This window comes from Clostridium sp. 1001271st1 H5 (assembly GCF_005845215.1).
Taxonomy (GTDB): domain Bacteria; phylum Bacillota; class Clostridia; order Lachnospirales; family Lachnospiraceae; genus Enterocloster.
The window spans coordinates 1-13,256 of record NZ_SPHO01000013.1 but is presented as its reverse complement, the minus strand read 5'-3'; the positions used below and the strand labels follow the sequence as shown (position 1 = coordinate 13,256).

Here is a 13,256-nt window from a genome sequence, read left to right as displayed (position 1 = left end):
GAAGATGTTGATTTTAGTATTTGATACCCAACAGGAACGCGATAAATTTGTTGCTATATATGAAGCTTACGGAAAAACAATTTATTATACATTAAAACGCTATTCCCTGGATGAATATACCATAGAAGATTTGTCTCAGGAAATATACATTATACTGGCTGATCATTTGGACGATATTGATATGGGCAATACTAAAAGGACACAAAATTACATCATTACCATAACCCGGAACTACTGCTCAAATTATTTGCGAGGCCGTAATAAAAGACAGGAGGAATCATTGGAAGACCAGCCTTATCTACACACAGATTCAGATGATACTTTAGAGTACATTATCAATAAAGAGCAAATCCACCGATTATCCGATGAAATACAAAAATTGGATGACATCTACAAAGCTGTACTGGAACTGAAGTATATGAATGGCTTCAAAGACGAAGAAATCGCTTCGATTTTAAATATCAAGAAAAAGACTGTTGAAATGAGGCTTTATCGAGCAAGAATAATGTTACGAAAACAATTGGAGGCGCTGGAAGATGTATAATAATCTTAATGATGAGATTTGGGAGTCCTTACTGAAAGCTGCTGTTGAGGAAAACTGTCTAAATCAAATAAAAGACTACCCACCAATAGATGAAATAAACAAAATTATCTTACCCAAACACTATGACCTGATTATGCGGAGGCTAATTAAACGCTATCGTTTTCAGTCCAAAGCAAAGGCTATTTTAAAATCCAGTCGTAAAGTTGCTTCTTGGATTATTATTGCCATGGGAATAAGTTTTGCATTGCTGTTACAGTCTGATGAGGTGAGAGCAGCCTGCCGTAATGTAATCACCTATGTGTATGAAAAATATATTCGATTTGATTATGAGCCGACCTCCAACAATGAAGCGGTTCCTGTTGAATTTGGCTTTCTACCGGAAGGCTTTCATATGGCGCAATCATTTTCCAATGAAAGAGAAGCATATGTCAAATTTGAAAATGATATTGGAGAAACCATCAAATTATCTTATTATTTTCAAAACAGAACCACTCAAGTTGATAACGAACACTATTTAATCAGTGAAATCAGCATAGGACATTATTCCGGAACATTTTTTGAATCTCAAAATAGCGCATATGATAATTGTATAGTCTGGAATACGGAAAATAGATATTATTTTCTTCAATCCTCTTTAGATAAGGATATCTTGATAAAAATTGCAGAAAATATAAATTAGTTTGTAGAAGAAAAGTAGGAAAATGTGTTTATAAATAGTGACAATACATTTTGAAAGGAGATTTACTATGAAAATCAAACACTTTATTCCTCTTTCCATGGCTGCAATAACCATTATGACAGCCACCATACCCGTAACAACTGCGTTAGCAAGTACGGGCAATGACTATGCGACTGTTTCTAAAACTGATGACAGAACCGTAACCCCTCGTTATCGTTATGTACTGTCAATTGACACTGGTGTGTATCCAAGCGCCTCCGGTACTGAGTATGATTTAAATATACAGGGACCTAATCTTGTCTCTGTATCCGGTACAGCAGTTTTATACAAGCAGACAGCATCCGGAACATATACGAAAATCGATTCAGAATCCCTTCGATTAGAGGGCAATGACATCTGGTATACTGGTTATCTGAAATCCAGTGGCTCTGGTAAATACAAAATAGAATTTACAGGTACGGCGTATGCGGCTGACGGGTCAGAACCCATCAGTATCCGTAATTATGGTTCTTATTAAACAGAATATAGCGTTAACATAAAAATCATAACCCATTTTATTTTATAATAACGGAAAATCATCTTTAAAAGGGCGGCTCTCTAAATTACGAGACCGCCCTTTTCATACTTAATGTAGGTATAAAACCAGATTACATATTCACAAATTATAAACCGCTCCATGACCCAGATCTGGAGCATAATGGTATCGTAATTTAAGACACTTTCCGAGACATTTTATAATGAATCTGATATACTGTAACCAATACAGAAAGAAGGATTACTATTATGTCACGAACAAGAAGAAATTTCTCTGCTAAATTCAAATCTGAGCTTGTTATTGAACTGCTCAAGGGAGAAAAAGACTTAAATACGATTGCTACTGAAAATAACATTCAACCAAATCTTCTCCGTAATTGGAAGAAAGAATTCCTTGATAAAGCTTCCGTTGTCTTTGACGATACACGGGAAGATAACCTGAAAGAGAAGCTGGCTTCGGAACGCAGGGAAAAAGCCGAATATGCCAAAAAAGTTGGCCAACTCACCATGCAGGTGGATTGGTTGAAAAAAAAATCTGAAGAAACACTTGAACCTGACTACGAGAGTAAATTTAGTCCGAAACCTTTTGAAGTCTAAAGAACTCCCGGTCAAAACAGGTGCCAGATTGCTTGATATTAATCGCACCAGCATATATTATAATGGAACTCCTGTCTCTGAGGAAGAACTGGACTGTAAAGCAATTATAGACCGTTTACACACAGACAATCCGGCATGGGGTGCCCGTCAGATGTCTTCACAACTGAAAATGCGTGGTCATAAAGTTGGCCGCCGGAAGGCACGCCGCTACATGACAGAAATGGGGATTGATCCTATCTATCCAAAAATGAACCTTTCTAAGCGTATGCAACAGGCAAAAGTCTGCCCGTATCTGCTTCGCAATGCCGTTATCGACCGTCCAAATCAGGCATGGTCAATCGACATCACTTACATCCCCATCAAGCGTGGATTCCTGTATCTGACAGCTGTAATCGACTGGTACAGCTGCTGCATTGTAGGCTGGGAATTCGATGATACCCTGGATACCAGAATGGTTATCAATGCATTGGAAAAAGCGTTTAAAACAGCAAAACCAGTTATCCTGAATTCTGATCAGGGATGCCAGTTTACAAGCAACGAATATATAAATTTTCTCAAGGAGAACCACATCCGTCAGAGCATGGATGGAAAAAGCCGTTGGGCAGATAATATCATGATTGAAAGATGGTTCCGCAGTTTTAAGTATGAGGAAGCATATCTGACCCAGTATGCCAATATCCGCGAGGCACGGAAAGCGGTTGGCAAATATATACATACCTACAATTTTGAACGTTGCCATTCCGCCATCAATAACCAAACTCCGGCCTCCTGTTATTATCCAGCACTGTTGATTGACTATGCAGCCTAAGGGGAGCATTATTCCCCTTCTCAACTACATATATCGGTTCATTATAAAAAGATTAAATTTGTGTCTTGACAACTGAACCACTATAGAGCAGTGGTATTCTACGGTTTCCGCCAAACACCACCATCGTCTACCCAATAGTAATTTCAAACCGATAGCTATGGTGCTTGTCTGTAATACGTACAAGTCATGTTTAATGAGGAGTTGTTATGCTCTGATCAATCATATCCCATCTTCCCAAAACTGACACCCTGCTACCCTAATTGCCTCATAGCAAAAGAGTACCAGTCTCTTAAACATAATATAATTCATGATAGGAACATCGGGTAGGTAGTTGTTCATTACTTGAGAGTAATTTCCTGTGGCTATTTTTGTTGCCGTAATGAATATATCTGGTCACGTGTTTTGGATAGATATAATTCAATCTAAAGAATTACTTTTGTTTTTCACAGTAACAACATTGATTAGCCAATCTGTATTATTGATTTTAATAAAGAACTATTTGCTTCTTAAAATTGGATTTTATTATTGGCTATTTGTTTTAATCATGAATGTAACAATGACCATGTATTTATATTTTGGAAACATCGGAATTATCAGGCCCTTATTAGAAATTTTTCTTTTTATTCGAGCCCGAACATTTTGGCTGTTTTCTACTTCTGAGCTTCTGTATCTTCCCGGTTTTGAGGCAAAAGGTCTTATATCAAAAGAAAACCTATTTTCGCTTTCTGTATTTTTATTGTTTCATATAGATTTAATAGAGTAGAGAAATAACAGCGAGTGTTATTTCCCTCTCATTGAACCGTACGTACGGGTCTCGTATACGGCTCTACAACCTATATTCCAACATTTCTTAGATAATAGTTTAAAGGATTGAGCAGTCCTGCTCCGTCCTTTATTCTTGTTTCCAGTACTTCCGGACTGATTATATAATTAACAACATTCATTCCGCTTCGTCTATACCAACCGAGCCTTGAGTTTGCTACCTTATATATGGCTTCATGGTCAAATCCACACTTATATTTCTGGTTTAAATAGCACAGATTTTTGTATATTCTCTTAGGCACTTTCCATTGTTTTAGAACAATCACCCTCATCTTGTGCCTTAGCCATGCTCCAAACTCTTCCATAAATTGTTTCATCATTCCGATTCTGAAATAATTAATCCACCCTCTCGCTATTTCATTCACTCGTTTTATTGTTTCAGCCAGCGGTCGTGCAATCGCTTTATTTCTTTTAAGGTATTCACTTAGCTTCTGTTTCAGTTTCTTTTTCTTTCCTGTTGTGGGTTTTACTTTCCATTCCCCTCCATGTTTGAGAAAAGTGAAGCCAAGATACTTACTTCTTGTTGGTCTGACTACTTTCGTTTTTGTAACATTAACTTTTAGGAACAGCTTTCTTTCTATCCATTCTGTTATGGATTTCATTACTCTGTTGGCTGCTTTTTCACTTTTAGTGAATACTATTGTGTCATCTGCGTACCTCGTAAACCGAAGTCCCCTTTGTTCCAGTTCCTTATCTAATTTATCAAGATATACGTTTGACAGCACAACAGACAGGGGACCACCTTGTGGCACTCCGCTTATTGCTGCTTTTTCCAGCCCTTTTTCCATTGCTCCTGCTTTCAGATATTTCCGAATCAGGTGCAATGTGGTACTGTCATTCACTTGCTCTCTAAGAATTTGAATTAATTTGTCATGATTTACTTTATCAAAGAATTGCTCTATATCTATGTCTATCACCCATTCATATCCCTCGTTCAGATACTCCAGTGCTTGTTTTATGGCATCATGACAACTTCTTCCAGGTCTGAAACCATAGCTAAATTCACTGAATATTTCTTCATAAATATCTATAATTGGCTGAGCAATCGCTTGTTGTATTACTCTATCTAAAACCGTTGGAATCCCCAATGGCCTCATTTTTCCATTATCTTTCGGAATATAAACTCTTCGTACTGGTTTGGGCATATAGGTTCGGTTTCTGATTGATTGAACAATTTCGTCTTTGTTTCCTTTGATGTATGCACCAAGTTCCCCGACTTTCATTCCGTCAACTCCACCTGCCCCTTTATTCGCTGCTACTTTCTTATAAGCTCTGTTTAGATTTTCCTTTGATGTAATCACATCTATTAATTCCATTGTTGTTACTCCTCTTATTATCACAAAATTTATGCACATCACCCCTCTCGATCCAGACAGTATTCCTCGGTTACGTTCCTACTTTTCCAGTCCATCTGATTTCTGGCTAATGCATCATTCTTTTAATAACGATTCGTACTATAAATCGTTTCAGTCCTTCGGCTTTTACCCCTACTATGACTTCATCTGACTCCCTCCCCAAACCTTTTTCGACCATATCTTACGATATGTGGGTAGGGTCTCCCAAGGTAAGACACTAATCTTTCATTCCACAACCTCTTGATTTACAACTTCGGTTTACGTTTACCATTTGGGCTTCGGCTTGGTTTGCAGCCTTCCCCACCTAATCGCCTTATCAAGTTTCTGTTCGTAGGCTCAAGAACTTTGCTACACCACTTCCTCCATCTATATCATTACTGATACCGACTTGTGATTCGCTACACTTGGCGGTAAAAACCCGTGGCTGGACTTTCACCAGCAAGATTAGTGCCATGCTTGGCACACAAATCAAAAAAGTTGCCACGGTGACTCCGTGACAACTTTTTGGTTATTCATATGCAATGCTTTTTAACTGTCGGTTTGAATCGAAAATGATAGTTGCTTGACCAGCCAATGCTCCTTCAGGATAGACAGCACATACAACAATATCCCCAGGCTGTTTGCTTTGCCTGCTCGCAAAGATATTTTACGATTTCATATAAGGACAATGTGATATCTGGTTTTTCTAACCCGAAAAGAGAGTGAGCAAATCATTGTTGAAGCAAACCTGCTGAACCGAGATAGCTTAATTACTTAGTAAAGCGGACAGCATGTTGCATGAAAGCAGCTTGCTGTCCGTAAATTGACTAATAATTTTTAGTTGTGTACGCCCGATAAGTAACTTTTTTAATATTATCATTATATTCAAATACAATCGTAACATTCTCAGGTTGTAGTGTACCTAGAATGGTTCCATTTCCCCCACTTTCGGATAAATGACTATTTTTAAATTGCCTGAGTTCCAATGCCTGTTGTTTAATGGTATCATATTCCAATGGTGTCAAAATCCAAGAAGCTTCCATATTGACCTCTTCCTCAAAAAAAGATGAGTACCTTTGGTAGAAATAATCTGCCTGCTTAGCACTAACTGGTATTTGGTTAGGGAAAAAACTGTTTACACAGCTTTCAAACTGTTCCGTATCGCCGTCAATCTTCATATAGTTTGACAAGTTTTTTGTCGTAGAACTAACCGGGGGAATTAACATAAAAAACAGTGTACAAAAACCGCCTGCCAAAATAGCAGGTATTGTACCAACCAAAACTATTTTGGATAAAAATTTATATTTTTTACATTTCCAAATAATAGTTCTTCCTATTAATGCTAATATTGTAGGAAGAAACGGTAAAATCAATATCAATATCTGCGTAGACCCCAGTTCTTTAAAATAAAGTTTGGGATATTTATATTGATATATTATGAAAGTTATAATAACCATTGCCACATTTATAAACGAACCTAATATAGATATTACTGTAAAGAATTTTTTAATGACTTTGTTTACAAATGATTCTTTGATTTCCTGCTTACTTTTATCAAACAAGGCTTTTTCCTCAAGAAAATCTTCTGTCGTCTGGCTACTGGTTTTTGATATATAATCTTGACGTAATTGTGTATATTCCTGTTGGCATTCCTTGCATGTTTCCAGATGATTTTCTATCTCTATCCTGCTTGCCTCGCTGCATAAATTCTCTATATACAATGGCAACAGGTCTTTTATAATTTCACATTTCATAGCGCATTTCCTCCTTTAAAATTGACTGTAACTTTTTTTTGGCACGATAATATGTAACTCGCGCCCAGGTATCTGTTTTTAATAACATAGTTCCTATCTCATTATAAGACATCTGTGAAAAAACATGGTATACAAAAACGGATTGATATGGTTCGGGTAATTCTGATATTGCGCGCATAAGTTCGTTGACCGAATCCGTTGACAAGACCATATCTTCCACACTTTGACCTTCAGACGGCATATGGATTATCTCACTTATTGGAGCATAGCGGGCTTCTTTTTTTATATAGTTAAAATATAGATTTTTGCCAATTTGGCATAGCCATACATATAAGCGGCATTCTCCTCGGAAATTATCCAAATTCAGATATGCCTTTACAAAAGTTTCTTGCGTAAGTTCCTCGGCGGTATTATGATTTCCACTTAGATGTAACAAGAAATGATATACCTGCTTGGCATATATTTCATATATTTCACTAAATGTTTCGTTTTCCATATCGACTCCTTTCTATTTTAAGGTAAATACACCAATAAGACAATTAAGTTATTATATTGTTACAGAATACTCTATATATTTTTATTATGTTTTAACACGGAACAGTAAAACATTACCTGTAAATTATATATGTCTTTTTGACTATCTTTTTATATCTTCTTAAATGTCCGTAAAGCCTTATTTTATCGGCTCTACGGGCATTTTGCTTTTGTTGTAAACCTCACATATCTAGGTCTATCTTCTTATATTTTCGCTATCAAGCGTGGTTAAAATCGTGGTAAATACTTCTATGCGATTAGACGCTGAACCTCTGATTTTGCAGTATCTATGGACGCATGAGCATACCAGTTCATTGTGATACTGATGTTTGAATGTCCCATGATATACTGTAAATCTTTTGGGTTCATGTTCTTACTTGCCAGCCTTGTGCAGAACGTATGGCGTAGTGTATGCGGTGTGATATGTGGCAAGGGATTGTCCTTATGGTGCTTGTTGTATTTCTCTACCATACGGACAAAAAGCATATTGTAATCAATCGCAACTTTGGGCTTGCCTTTATGATTTACAAATAGAAAGTTGCCCCGTCCGTCTATCACAAATGGTTCTGCCTTTGGGCGTTTCTTCATAACCCGTTGAAATGCTTGTATCGTTTCTCTGCTTAATGGCACTTGCCTTGCTCCGCTTTTTGTCTTAGGCGTTTCAATATAGTAGCCCTGTTCCTTGCTCTTTAATAACTGGTGGTCGATAATCACAACTTCATTCTTGAAATCAATATCGGCTACTGTCAGTCCGCACAGTTCCGAGATACGAAGTCCTGTCTTTAACAGTATCAGCACATCATCATAATACTTGTGATACACATTGTCCGCCTTGATGAATGAGAGTAGGGCTTGTTCCTGTTCCTCTGTCAATGCGACTTTCTCTTTGGTATCATTTTCTATAACTTCACTTAACTTGAAATCAAAAGGGTTTTTCCTTACACAATCGTCTTGTATGGCGATATAGAATGACGCTTTTAACGAGCGTTTATGGTTGTTAATGGTGTTATAGGAAAAGCCTTTGTCTTTCATGCGTAACGCCCATTCCTTAGCGTCAGAGGGTTTTATCGTATCAATGCTCCTAGCACCTAACTTGTCCTCTTTCAATAACCGCATGAGCTGTTCCCGTTGTTTCTGTGTGCTCTTCTTCACGTTTGCCCTCTGTGTGTTCTGTTTGGCGTAGAGTTGGCAAAGCGTCATTTTCTTGCCTGTGCTGTCGATACCGTCCTCAATATCCCGTCTTATCTGCTGTTCCAGTTCACGAAGTGAGGGTTTTTCCCGTTTTCCCTTTGGTGTCGGGTCTGTGGGTGTCAATCTCCAAGCATACACATATTTTGTGTTTCCAAATGCGTCCACATATTTATATAAGTATTTCCCGTCTGTTCGTTGGCTCTCTCCAGTATGCAGGATACGTCCTTTGCTATCCCGTCTTTTTTCTTTCATGGTGTCTGCTCCTTTCCTTGTTGGAAAGAGCCTTGATATGACTTGTATTCATCATAACACATACAAGGCTCATTTGCATTAGATTGCGTCCAATTTGTCAATGACCTTTTCAAACTGTCGGCGTTTAATCTGTATGCGGTTGCCATTCATAATGAGCCAGCCAGCGTCCTTGTTTTCCTCTGCCAAGCGTCTTAACTTGTTTTCTCCGATACGGAAATACTTTGACGCTTCTTCAATGGTAAGGGTGTATTTTTCCCATACGGGAATATCGTTGTTATTCATCAGATACCCCCTTTCCCATGTTTCGTGTCATACTGGATATAGGGGATAAGGTCGGTGCGGTCTATCCTCTGTAAGTGGGCGGTTAATTTACTGGAAAGGGAACTGCTGTATCTTGCCCTGTCAAGCATAGTTCCCACTTTTTCCAGTCCACCTAATGCATCATGTTCTTCTAAGAAATAAAAACTTTTGACAGCAGAAATCACGCCACCCTCTGTGAGCCATTGCTGTGTTTCCTCAAGGGAATTATGTAGTTTCGGTACTTGCAGTTTCAAGACTTCCACAGCCCCTAAAAATCGTTCCCAAAACCGACACGTTTTCCATCTGCTCTTATTACTTTCATTTCTGTTTGGCACGACAAAGCGTAGGTTGTTTGCTAATAGCCCGAAAGCCAGTTCCCCAAGTTCCAGCGGTCTGTCTTTGAATGTCATGGCAAAAACATGAGCCTTATCATCACGCAGTTGCATTTCTGTCCGTTTCCAACTGCCGACTTCATCAAGTGTCTTATTATGTTTTGAACAGACTTCCTTATCCTTATCATAAAAGCGGTAGGATAATCCCGATTTACCAGCACCGATATAAACAGTCTTTGCGGTGTCGAAATCATCAAACTTGCTTTCGTCAAAGTGGTAGCCCTCACTATTAGAAATAAATTCCTCTTTTTCGCATTTCTTCTTTATCTGCTCTATGGTAAAGAATGGCTTTTCGTTCTTATCATCAATGGCAATATCAAGTCTTGTGAAATGAAAGTTATCCAGTCCGTATCTTCGCTCACAGCGTCGAAACATATCCCCAAAGGTATAATTCCTACTGTCGAGAATACGGAAAATATCATCACAACCTCTGCCAGTCATAACAAGATAACAGCCTAGCCCCTGTGGGTTATCCTCTGTCTTTCTTGCGTCCCCCGATACATAAATATCTCCAATCTGCCAGCGTGCTTGATAAGTCTTGAATTTTATCATTGCTGGATAAACATTGAAAATGTCAGTCGGTAAATCTAAAATGTGCATGATTACATCTTCAGCGGTTGCCGTTTCAAATACAATGCTGATGTAATCAATCTTAACGGATAAATTTTTGTGTGTAGTTATAGTGCATTTCTCCTTTCGTATGCCCCGTTTTTTTGCGGGGTAAAAATTGTGTTTTTTCCTTTATTTATCACAGTTTCTAGGTACTATGACATGTATACGCAGGGCGGTGTTACATATACGCCCTTTACGAACGCCTAAAGGCGTTCCCTTTCTTCCTGTGTCTGCCCCGTTCTTAACGCTCACGAGCCTTGTAAGGCTCGTGGCTAAACGGAACAGCCCCAGTCAGAAACCTTATTTTCGGTCTGATAGTCCATGCTTATTCATGCTATCAAAGTGAAAATATATATTTTATATGCTTACTCAAGCGTGTGATTGACCCTAGCGTGCTTAATCACTCTGTCTAATACGATAATAACTCCATTAGAATTACTTGTCAAGAAGTTTTTGTTGACTTTTAGATATAGATTAAGTATGATATGCTTATAAATACCAAGAAAAGCAACGAAAGGAGCGGTTATACTAAGTTATGGAGCATTATGAAAAGAAAATCAGTTTCTTAGGAGAAAACATACAGACCATAAGAAAACACAGAGGAATGAAACAACAGGAACTTGCGGACAAAATCGGTATCAATATGCAGAGCCTTTCCAAGATTGAACGTGGCGTGAATTATCCTACCTTTGATACGTTAGAGAAGATAATGGACGTGCTGGGTGTAACGCCCAATGAATTATTGTCGGGAGAATGGAAGTATATTGACCACACCGAGCCCTATATCATGGATATTATCAAACGGGAACAAGACTTCAATGTTTCCTTAGATTACCTGTCTGAAAATGAATTTTTCGATGATGAAAAAGAATGCACATTTTACAAGGCATATAAACTCATACAGTATATCCATAACTACATTACCAATGAGGTTACGGAGTTGGAAGAACTTATGGAAATCAAGCAGTTGATACAGCGTCAAAAACTGGAACGCATGATAAAAGTGCATAAGGAAATGCGAGGGTTAGACCGATACAGAGAACAGCCCAAAGAGTATAAATACCATGACCCTTATGATGATTGGATATTTCGTCAGCTTGCGGATATAGACAACAGAAACAACATTCCCGACACTTCTCCACAAGTAGACTTCAATGAAGCAGACTATGAAGATTATCTAAAGGCGAAATGGAACAGAGGTCTTTAATTTCCTCTTGCATGGAAGATACAGCAAACAAAAAGCCCAGTAAAGAGTGCAAAGCACCACCAATGGTGGCAAGGCTCTTGACAGGGCTTTTTCTTTTCTGTTGTGGGGTAATCAAGAGGAAGAAAGAAAAAGTGTGCATTTTTGTTCCATAAATGCTAAGGGTATGCTGATTTTTATTGTGGCGGATATATGGAACTGTTATAATATGGATATGAAGAAAGCGACAAATTTGAAAGTGTTAATAATTTTCAAACAGCCTCATTGCATGGAAATAAGAAACAGACTATCCTTAAAGTAGGAGGTGGCACAAATGGCAAATGAAGATAAAAAAGATTTTAATGCTATGTTGCATGATAGTAAGGATATGCCAAAATTTCAAATTATCATAGACCAGAAAAGTATTGAGAAATATGGTGGAAACAAAATGTATTTTGCTCCCCCGATTGACTATGACAAAGTAATGAAAAAAGTTCCGTATGGTAAAGTGATTACGGTTGGAAAAATACGAGAACACTTTGCAAAATTGAGTGGTGCAGATTTTACAGAGCCGATTACAGCGGGTATATTTGTTTCTATTGTAGCGTGGGCGAGTTATCAGCGTTCCGAAGATGAAACACCCTATTGGAGAACATTAAAAGCAAACGGAGAATTAAATGCTAAATATCCAAATGGTATTGAAGCACAGAAAGAAAAATTAGAAGCAGAGGGACATACCATTATTCAAAAGGGGCGTAAAAATATACGATACTATGTAAAGGACTATGAAAATTCTCTTTTTGATTTGAAATAGGCAAATTCTATTTCACAATTTCATATCTCTATACACAAAGCAGTTAGTCTTAGGATTGACTGCTTTTTTCATACCTAAATTTCAGATTGGAGTGATGAAATGGTGTTTGTTAGAGCTGTTCAATAAGATTATCGGTGCATAAAATTTTATTGTGGTGCAGATATGAAAATGATATAATGTGGATATGAAGAAACGGACAAATTAGAATTTGTCGAGCTGGTTAGTTCGAGATAATTTTGAGTTTGTTAAGATGTGGTGCACTTGATGGAATCACAGGTACGACATCATATTATGGAGGATGAAATAGATGATAGGTTTGATTGTTGCGAGGTCAAAGAATAATGTTATAGGCAAGAATGGTAATATACCATGGAAAATAAAGGGAGAACAAAAGCAATTTAGAGAGTTAACAACGGGTAATGTGGTTATTATGGGGCGAAAGTCTTATGAAGAAATCGGTCATCCGTTGCCTAATAGAATGAATATTGTTGTTTCCACCACAACAGAGTATCAAGGAGATAATTTAGTTTCAGTTAAATCATTAGAAGATGCATTATTATTGGCTAAAGGACGAGATGTATACATATCTGGTGGATATGGACTATTTAAGGAAGCTTTGCAAATAGTAGATAAAATGTATATCACAGAAGTAGATTTAAATATTGAAGATGGAGATACATTCTTTCCAGAATTTGATATCAATGATTTTGAAGTTTTGATAGGGGAAACACTTGGTGAGGAAGTGAAATATACGAGAACATTTTATGTAAGGAAAAATGAATTGAGTAGATTTTGGATTTAGGGTGTTTTCATAAATATATTGCTTTTTATGCATATATAAATTGTTGTAAGACAAATTCTTTAGGTTAGAATCAATGATGGGGTAAACGAAAAAGCAGTTTTGGC

The 13,256-nt window shown here is 37.5% G+C and carries 16 protein-coding genes; 10 read left to right on the top strand and 6 right to left on the bottom strand.

Annotated features, from left to right (window positions below):
• Positions 1-4 precede the first annotated feature (4 nt).
• From FGS84_RS19070 to FGS84_RS19050, 6 genes are all read left to right on the top strand, one after another.
• Positions 5-544 carry a sigma-70 family RNA polymerase sigma factor gene (locus FGS84_RS19070; protein ID WP_002595413.1) on the top strand — a complete coding sequence of 180 codons (540 nt, stop codon included), beginning with the start codon at positions 5-7 and terminating at the stop codon, positions 542-544.
• On the top strand, positions 537-1,223 hold the full coding sequence (locus FGS84_RS19065) for a DUF4367 domain-containing protein (RefSeq protein ID WP_002595412.1): 687 nt from the start codon (positions 537-539) through the stop codon (positions 1,221-1,223). Before FGS84_RS19070 ends, FGS84_RS19065 begins: the two co-directional genes overlap by 8 nt.
• 67 nt (positions 1,224-1,290) lie before the next feature.
• The gene (locus FGS84_RS19060) at positions 1,291-1,740 is read left to right on the top strand and encodes a hypothetical protein (RefSeq protein ID WP_002595411.1); all 450 of its coding nucleotides are present in this window, start codon (positions 1,291-1,293) and stop codon (positions 1,738-1,740) included.
• A gap of 266 nt (positions 1,741-2,006) precedes the next feature.
• Positions 2,007-2,354 (top strand): transposase, encoded by a 348-nt coding sequence (locus tag FGS84_RS31580; protein WP_002595409.1) that lies wholly within the window; start codon positions 2,007-2,009, stop codon positions 2,352-2,354.
• The gene (locus tag FGS84_RS19055) at positions 2,344-3,162 is read left to right on the top strand and encodes an IS3 family transposase (RefSeq protein ID WP_242828604.1); all 819 of its coding nucleotides are present in this window, start codon (positions 2,344-2,346) and stop codon (positions 3,160-3,162) included. The genes FGS84_RS31580 and FGS84_RS19055 overlap by 11 nt, the downstream gene beginning before the upstream one ends.
• A gap of 358 nt (positions 3,163-3,520) precedes the next feature.
• On the top strand, positions 3,521-3,925 hold the full coding sequence (locus FGS84_RS19050) for a hypothetical protein (protein ID WP_138309999.1): 405 nt from the start codon (positions 3,521-3,523) through the stop codon (positions 3,923-3,925).
• Between the two features lie 70 nt (positions 3,926-3,995).
• Here FGS84_RS19050 and ltrA read toward each other — a convergent pair whose 3' ends face one another.
• The 6 genes from ltrA to FGS84_RS19015 all read right to left on the bottom strand — a co-directional run bounded on the left by ltrA (position 3,996) and on the right by FGS84_RS19015 (position 10,392).
• The gene (gene ltrA, locus FGS84_RS19045; protein WP_024739147.1) at positions 3,996-5,300 is read right to left on the bottom strand and encodes a group II intron reverse transcriptase/maturase; all 1,305 of its coding nucleotides are present in this window, start codon (positions 5,298-5,300) and stop codon (positions 3,996-3,998) included.
• Between the two features lie 845 nt (positions 5,301-6,145).
• Positions 6,146-7,072, bottom strand: a complete 927-nt coding sequence (locus tag FGS84_RS19040; RefSeq protein WP_002595407.1) for a zf-HC2 domain-containing protein — start codon at positions 7,070-7,072, stop codon at positions 6,146-6,148.
• Positions 7,062-7,568: an RNA polymerase sigma factor gene (locus FGS84_RS19035; RefSeq protein ID WP_002595406.1), complete on the bottom strand. Its 507-nt coding sequence runs from the start codon at positions 7,566-7,568 to the stop codon at positions 7,062-7,064. Before FGS84_RS19035 ends, FGS84_RS19040 begins: the two co-directional genes overlap by 11 nt.
• 287 nt (positions 7,569-7,855) lie before the next feature.
• Positions 7,856-9,049, bottom strand: coding sequence for a site-specific integrase (locus FGS84_RS19025; protein ID WP_009243571.1), 1,194 nt, complete (start codon positions 9,047-9,049; stop codon positions 7,856-7,858).
• Positions 9,050-9,127: 78 nt separating this feature from the next.
• Positions 9,128-9,331 carry an excisionase gene (locus tag FGS84_RS19020; protein ID WP_002610247.1) on the bottom strand — a complete coding sequence of 68 codons (204 nt, stop codon included), beginning with the start codon at positions 9,329-9,331 and terminating at the stop codon, positions 9,128-9,130.
• Positions 9,331-10,392 carry a replication initiation factor domain-containing protein gene (locus FGS84_RS19015; RefSeq protein ID WP_276508187.1) on the bottom strand — a complete coding sequence of 354 codons (1,062 nt, stop codon included), beginning with the start codon at positions 10,390-10,392 and terminating at the stop codon, positions 9,331-9,333. Before FGS84_RS19015 ends, FGS84_RS19020 begins: the two co-directional genes overlap by 1 nt.
• A gap of 496 nt (positions 10,393-10,888) precedes the next feature.
• On the opposite strand from FGS84_RS19015, the gene FGS84_RS19010 reads away from it, so the two are divergent.
• The 4 genes from FGS84_RS19010 to dfrF all read left to right on the top strand — a co-directional run bounded on the left by FGS84_RS19010 (position 10,889) and on the right by dfrF (position 13,152).
• A complete protein-coding gene (locus tag FGS84_RS19010; RefSeq protein WP_002322214.1) occupies positions 10,889-11,560 on the top strand; it encodes a helix-turn-helix transcriptional regulator in 672 nt (223 codons plus the stop codon).
• A gap of 11 nt (positions 11,561-11,571) precedes the next feature.
• On the top strand, positions 11,572-11,712 hold the full coding sequence (locus FGS84_RS30955; protein ID WP_171042677.1) for a hypothetical protein: 141 nt from the start codon (positions 11,572-11,574) through the stop codon (positions 11,710-11,712).
• Between the two features lie 158 nt (positions 11,713-11,870).
• Positions 11,871-12,350, top strand: a complete 480-nt coding sequence (locus tag FGS84_RS19000; protein ID WP_002322212.1) for an MGMT family protein — start codon at positions 11,871-11,873, stop codon at positions 12,348-12,350.
• A gap of 307 nt (positions 12,351-12,657) precedes the next feature.
• Entirely contained in the window at positions 12,658-13,152 is a 495-nt protein-coding gene (dfrF, locus tag FGS84_RS18995) for a trimethoprim-resistant dihydrofolate reductase DfrF (RefSeq protein ID WP_002322211.1), read from the top strand.
• Positions 13,153-13,256: the final 104 nt, after the last annotated feature.

What these genes read in the sequence shown, in the direction of transcription:
- FGS84_RS19070 (WP_002595413.1), top strand. Translation starts at nt 5, where the DNA reads ATGTTGATTTTAGTATTTGATACCCAACAGGAACGCGATAAATTTGTT.
- FGS84_RS19065 (WP_002595412.1), top strand. Translation starts at nt 537, where the DNA reads ATGTATAATAATCTTAATGATGAGATTTGGGAGTCCTTACTGAAAGCT.
- FGS84_RS19060 (WP_002595411.1), top strand. Translation starts at nt 1,291, where the DNA reads ATGAAAATCAAACACTTTATTCCTCTTTCCATGGCTGCAATAACCATT.
- FGS84_RS31580 (WP_002595409.1), top strand. Translation starts at nt 2,007, where the DNA reads ATGTCACGAACAAGAAGAAATTTCTCTGCTAAATTCAAATCTGAGCTT.
- ltrA (WP_024739147.1), bottom strand. Translation starts at nt 5,300, where the DNA reads ATGGAATTAATAGATGTGATTACATCAAAGGAAAATCTAAACAGAGCT.
- FGS84_RS19040 (WP_002595407.1), bottom strand. Translation starts at nt 7,072, where the DNA reads ATGAAATGTGAAATTATAAAAGACCTGTTGCCATTGTATATAGAGAAT.
- FGS84_RS19035 (WP_002595406.1), bottom strand. Translation starts at nt 7,568, where the DNA reads ATGGAAAACGAAACATTTAGTGAAATATATGAAATATATGCCAAGCAG.
- FGS84_RS19025 (WP_009243571.1), bottom strand. Translation starts at nt 9,049, where the DNA reads ATGAAAGAAAAAAGACGGGATAGCAAAGGACGTATCCTGCATACTGGA.
- FGS84_RS19020 (WP_002610247.1), bottom strand. Translation starts at nt 9,331, where the DNA reads ATGAATAACAACGATATTCCCGTATGGGAAAAATACACCCTTACCATT.
- FGS84_RS19010 (WP_002322214.1), top strand. Translation starts at nt 10,889, where the DNA reads ATGGAGCATTATGAAAAGAAAATCAGTTTCTTAGGAGAAAACATACAG.
- FGS84_RS30955 (WP_171042677.1), top strand. Translation starts at nt 11,572, where the DNA reads ATGGAAGATACAGCAAACAAAAAGCCCAGTAAAGAGTGCAAAGCACCA.
- FGS84_RS19000 (WP_002322212.1), top strand. Translation starts at nt 11,871, where the DNA reads ATGGCAAATGAAGATAAAAAAGATTTTAATGCTATGTTGCATGATAGT.
- dfrF (WP_002322211.1), top strand. Translation starts at nt 12,658, where the DNA reads ATGATAGGTTTGATTGTTGCGAGGTCAAAGAATAATGTTATAGGCAAG.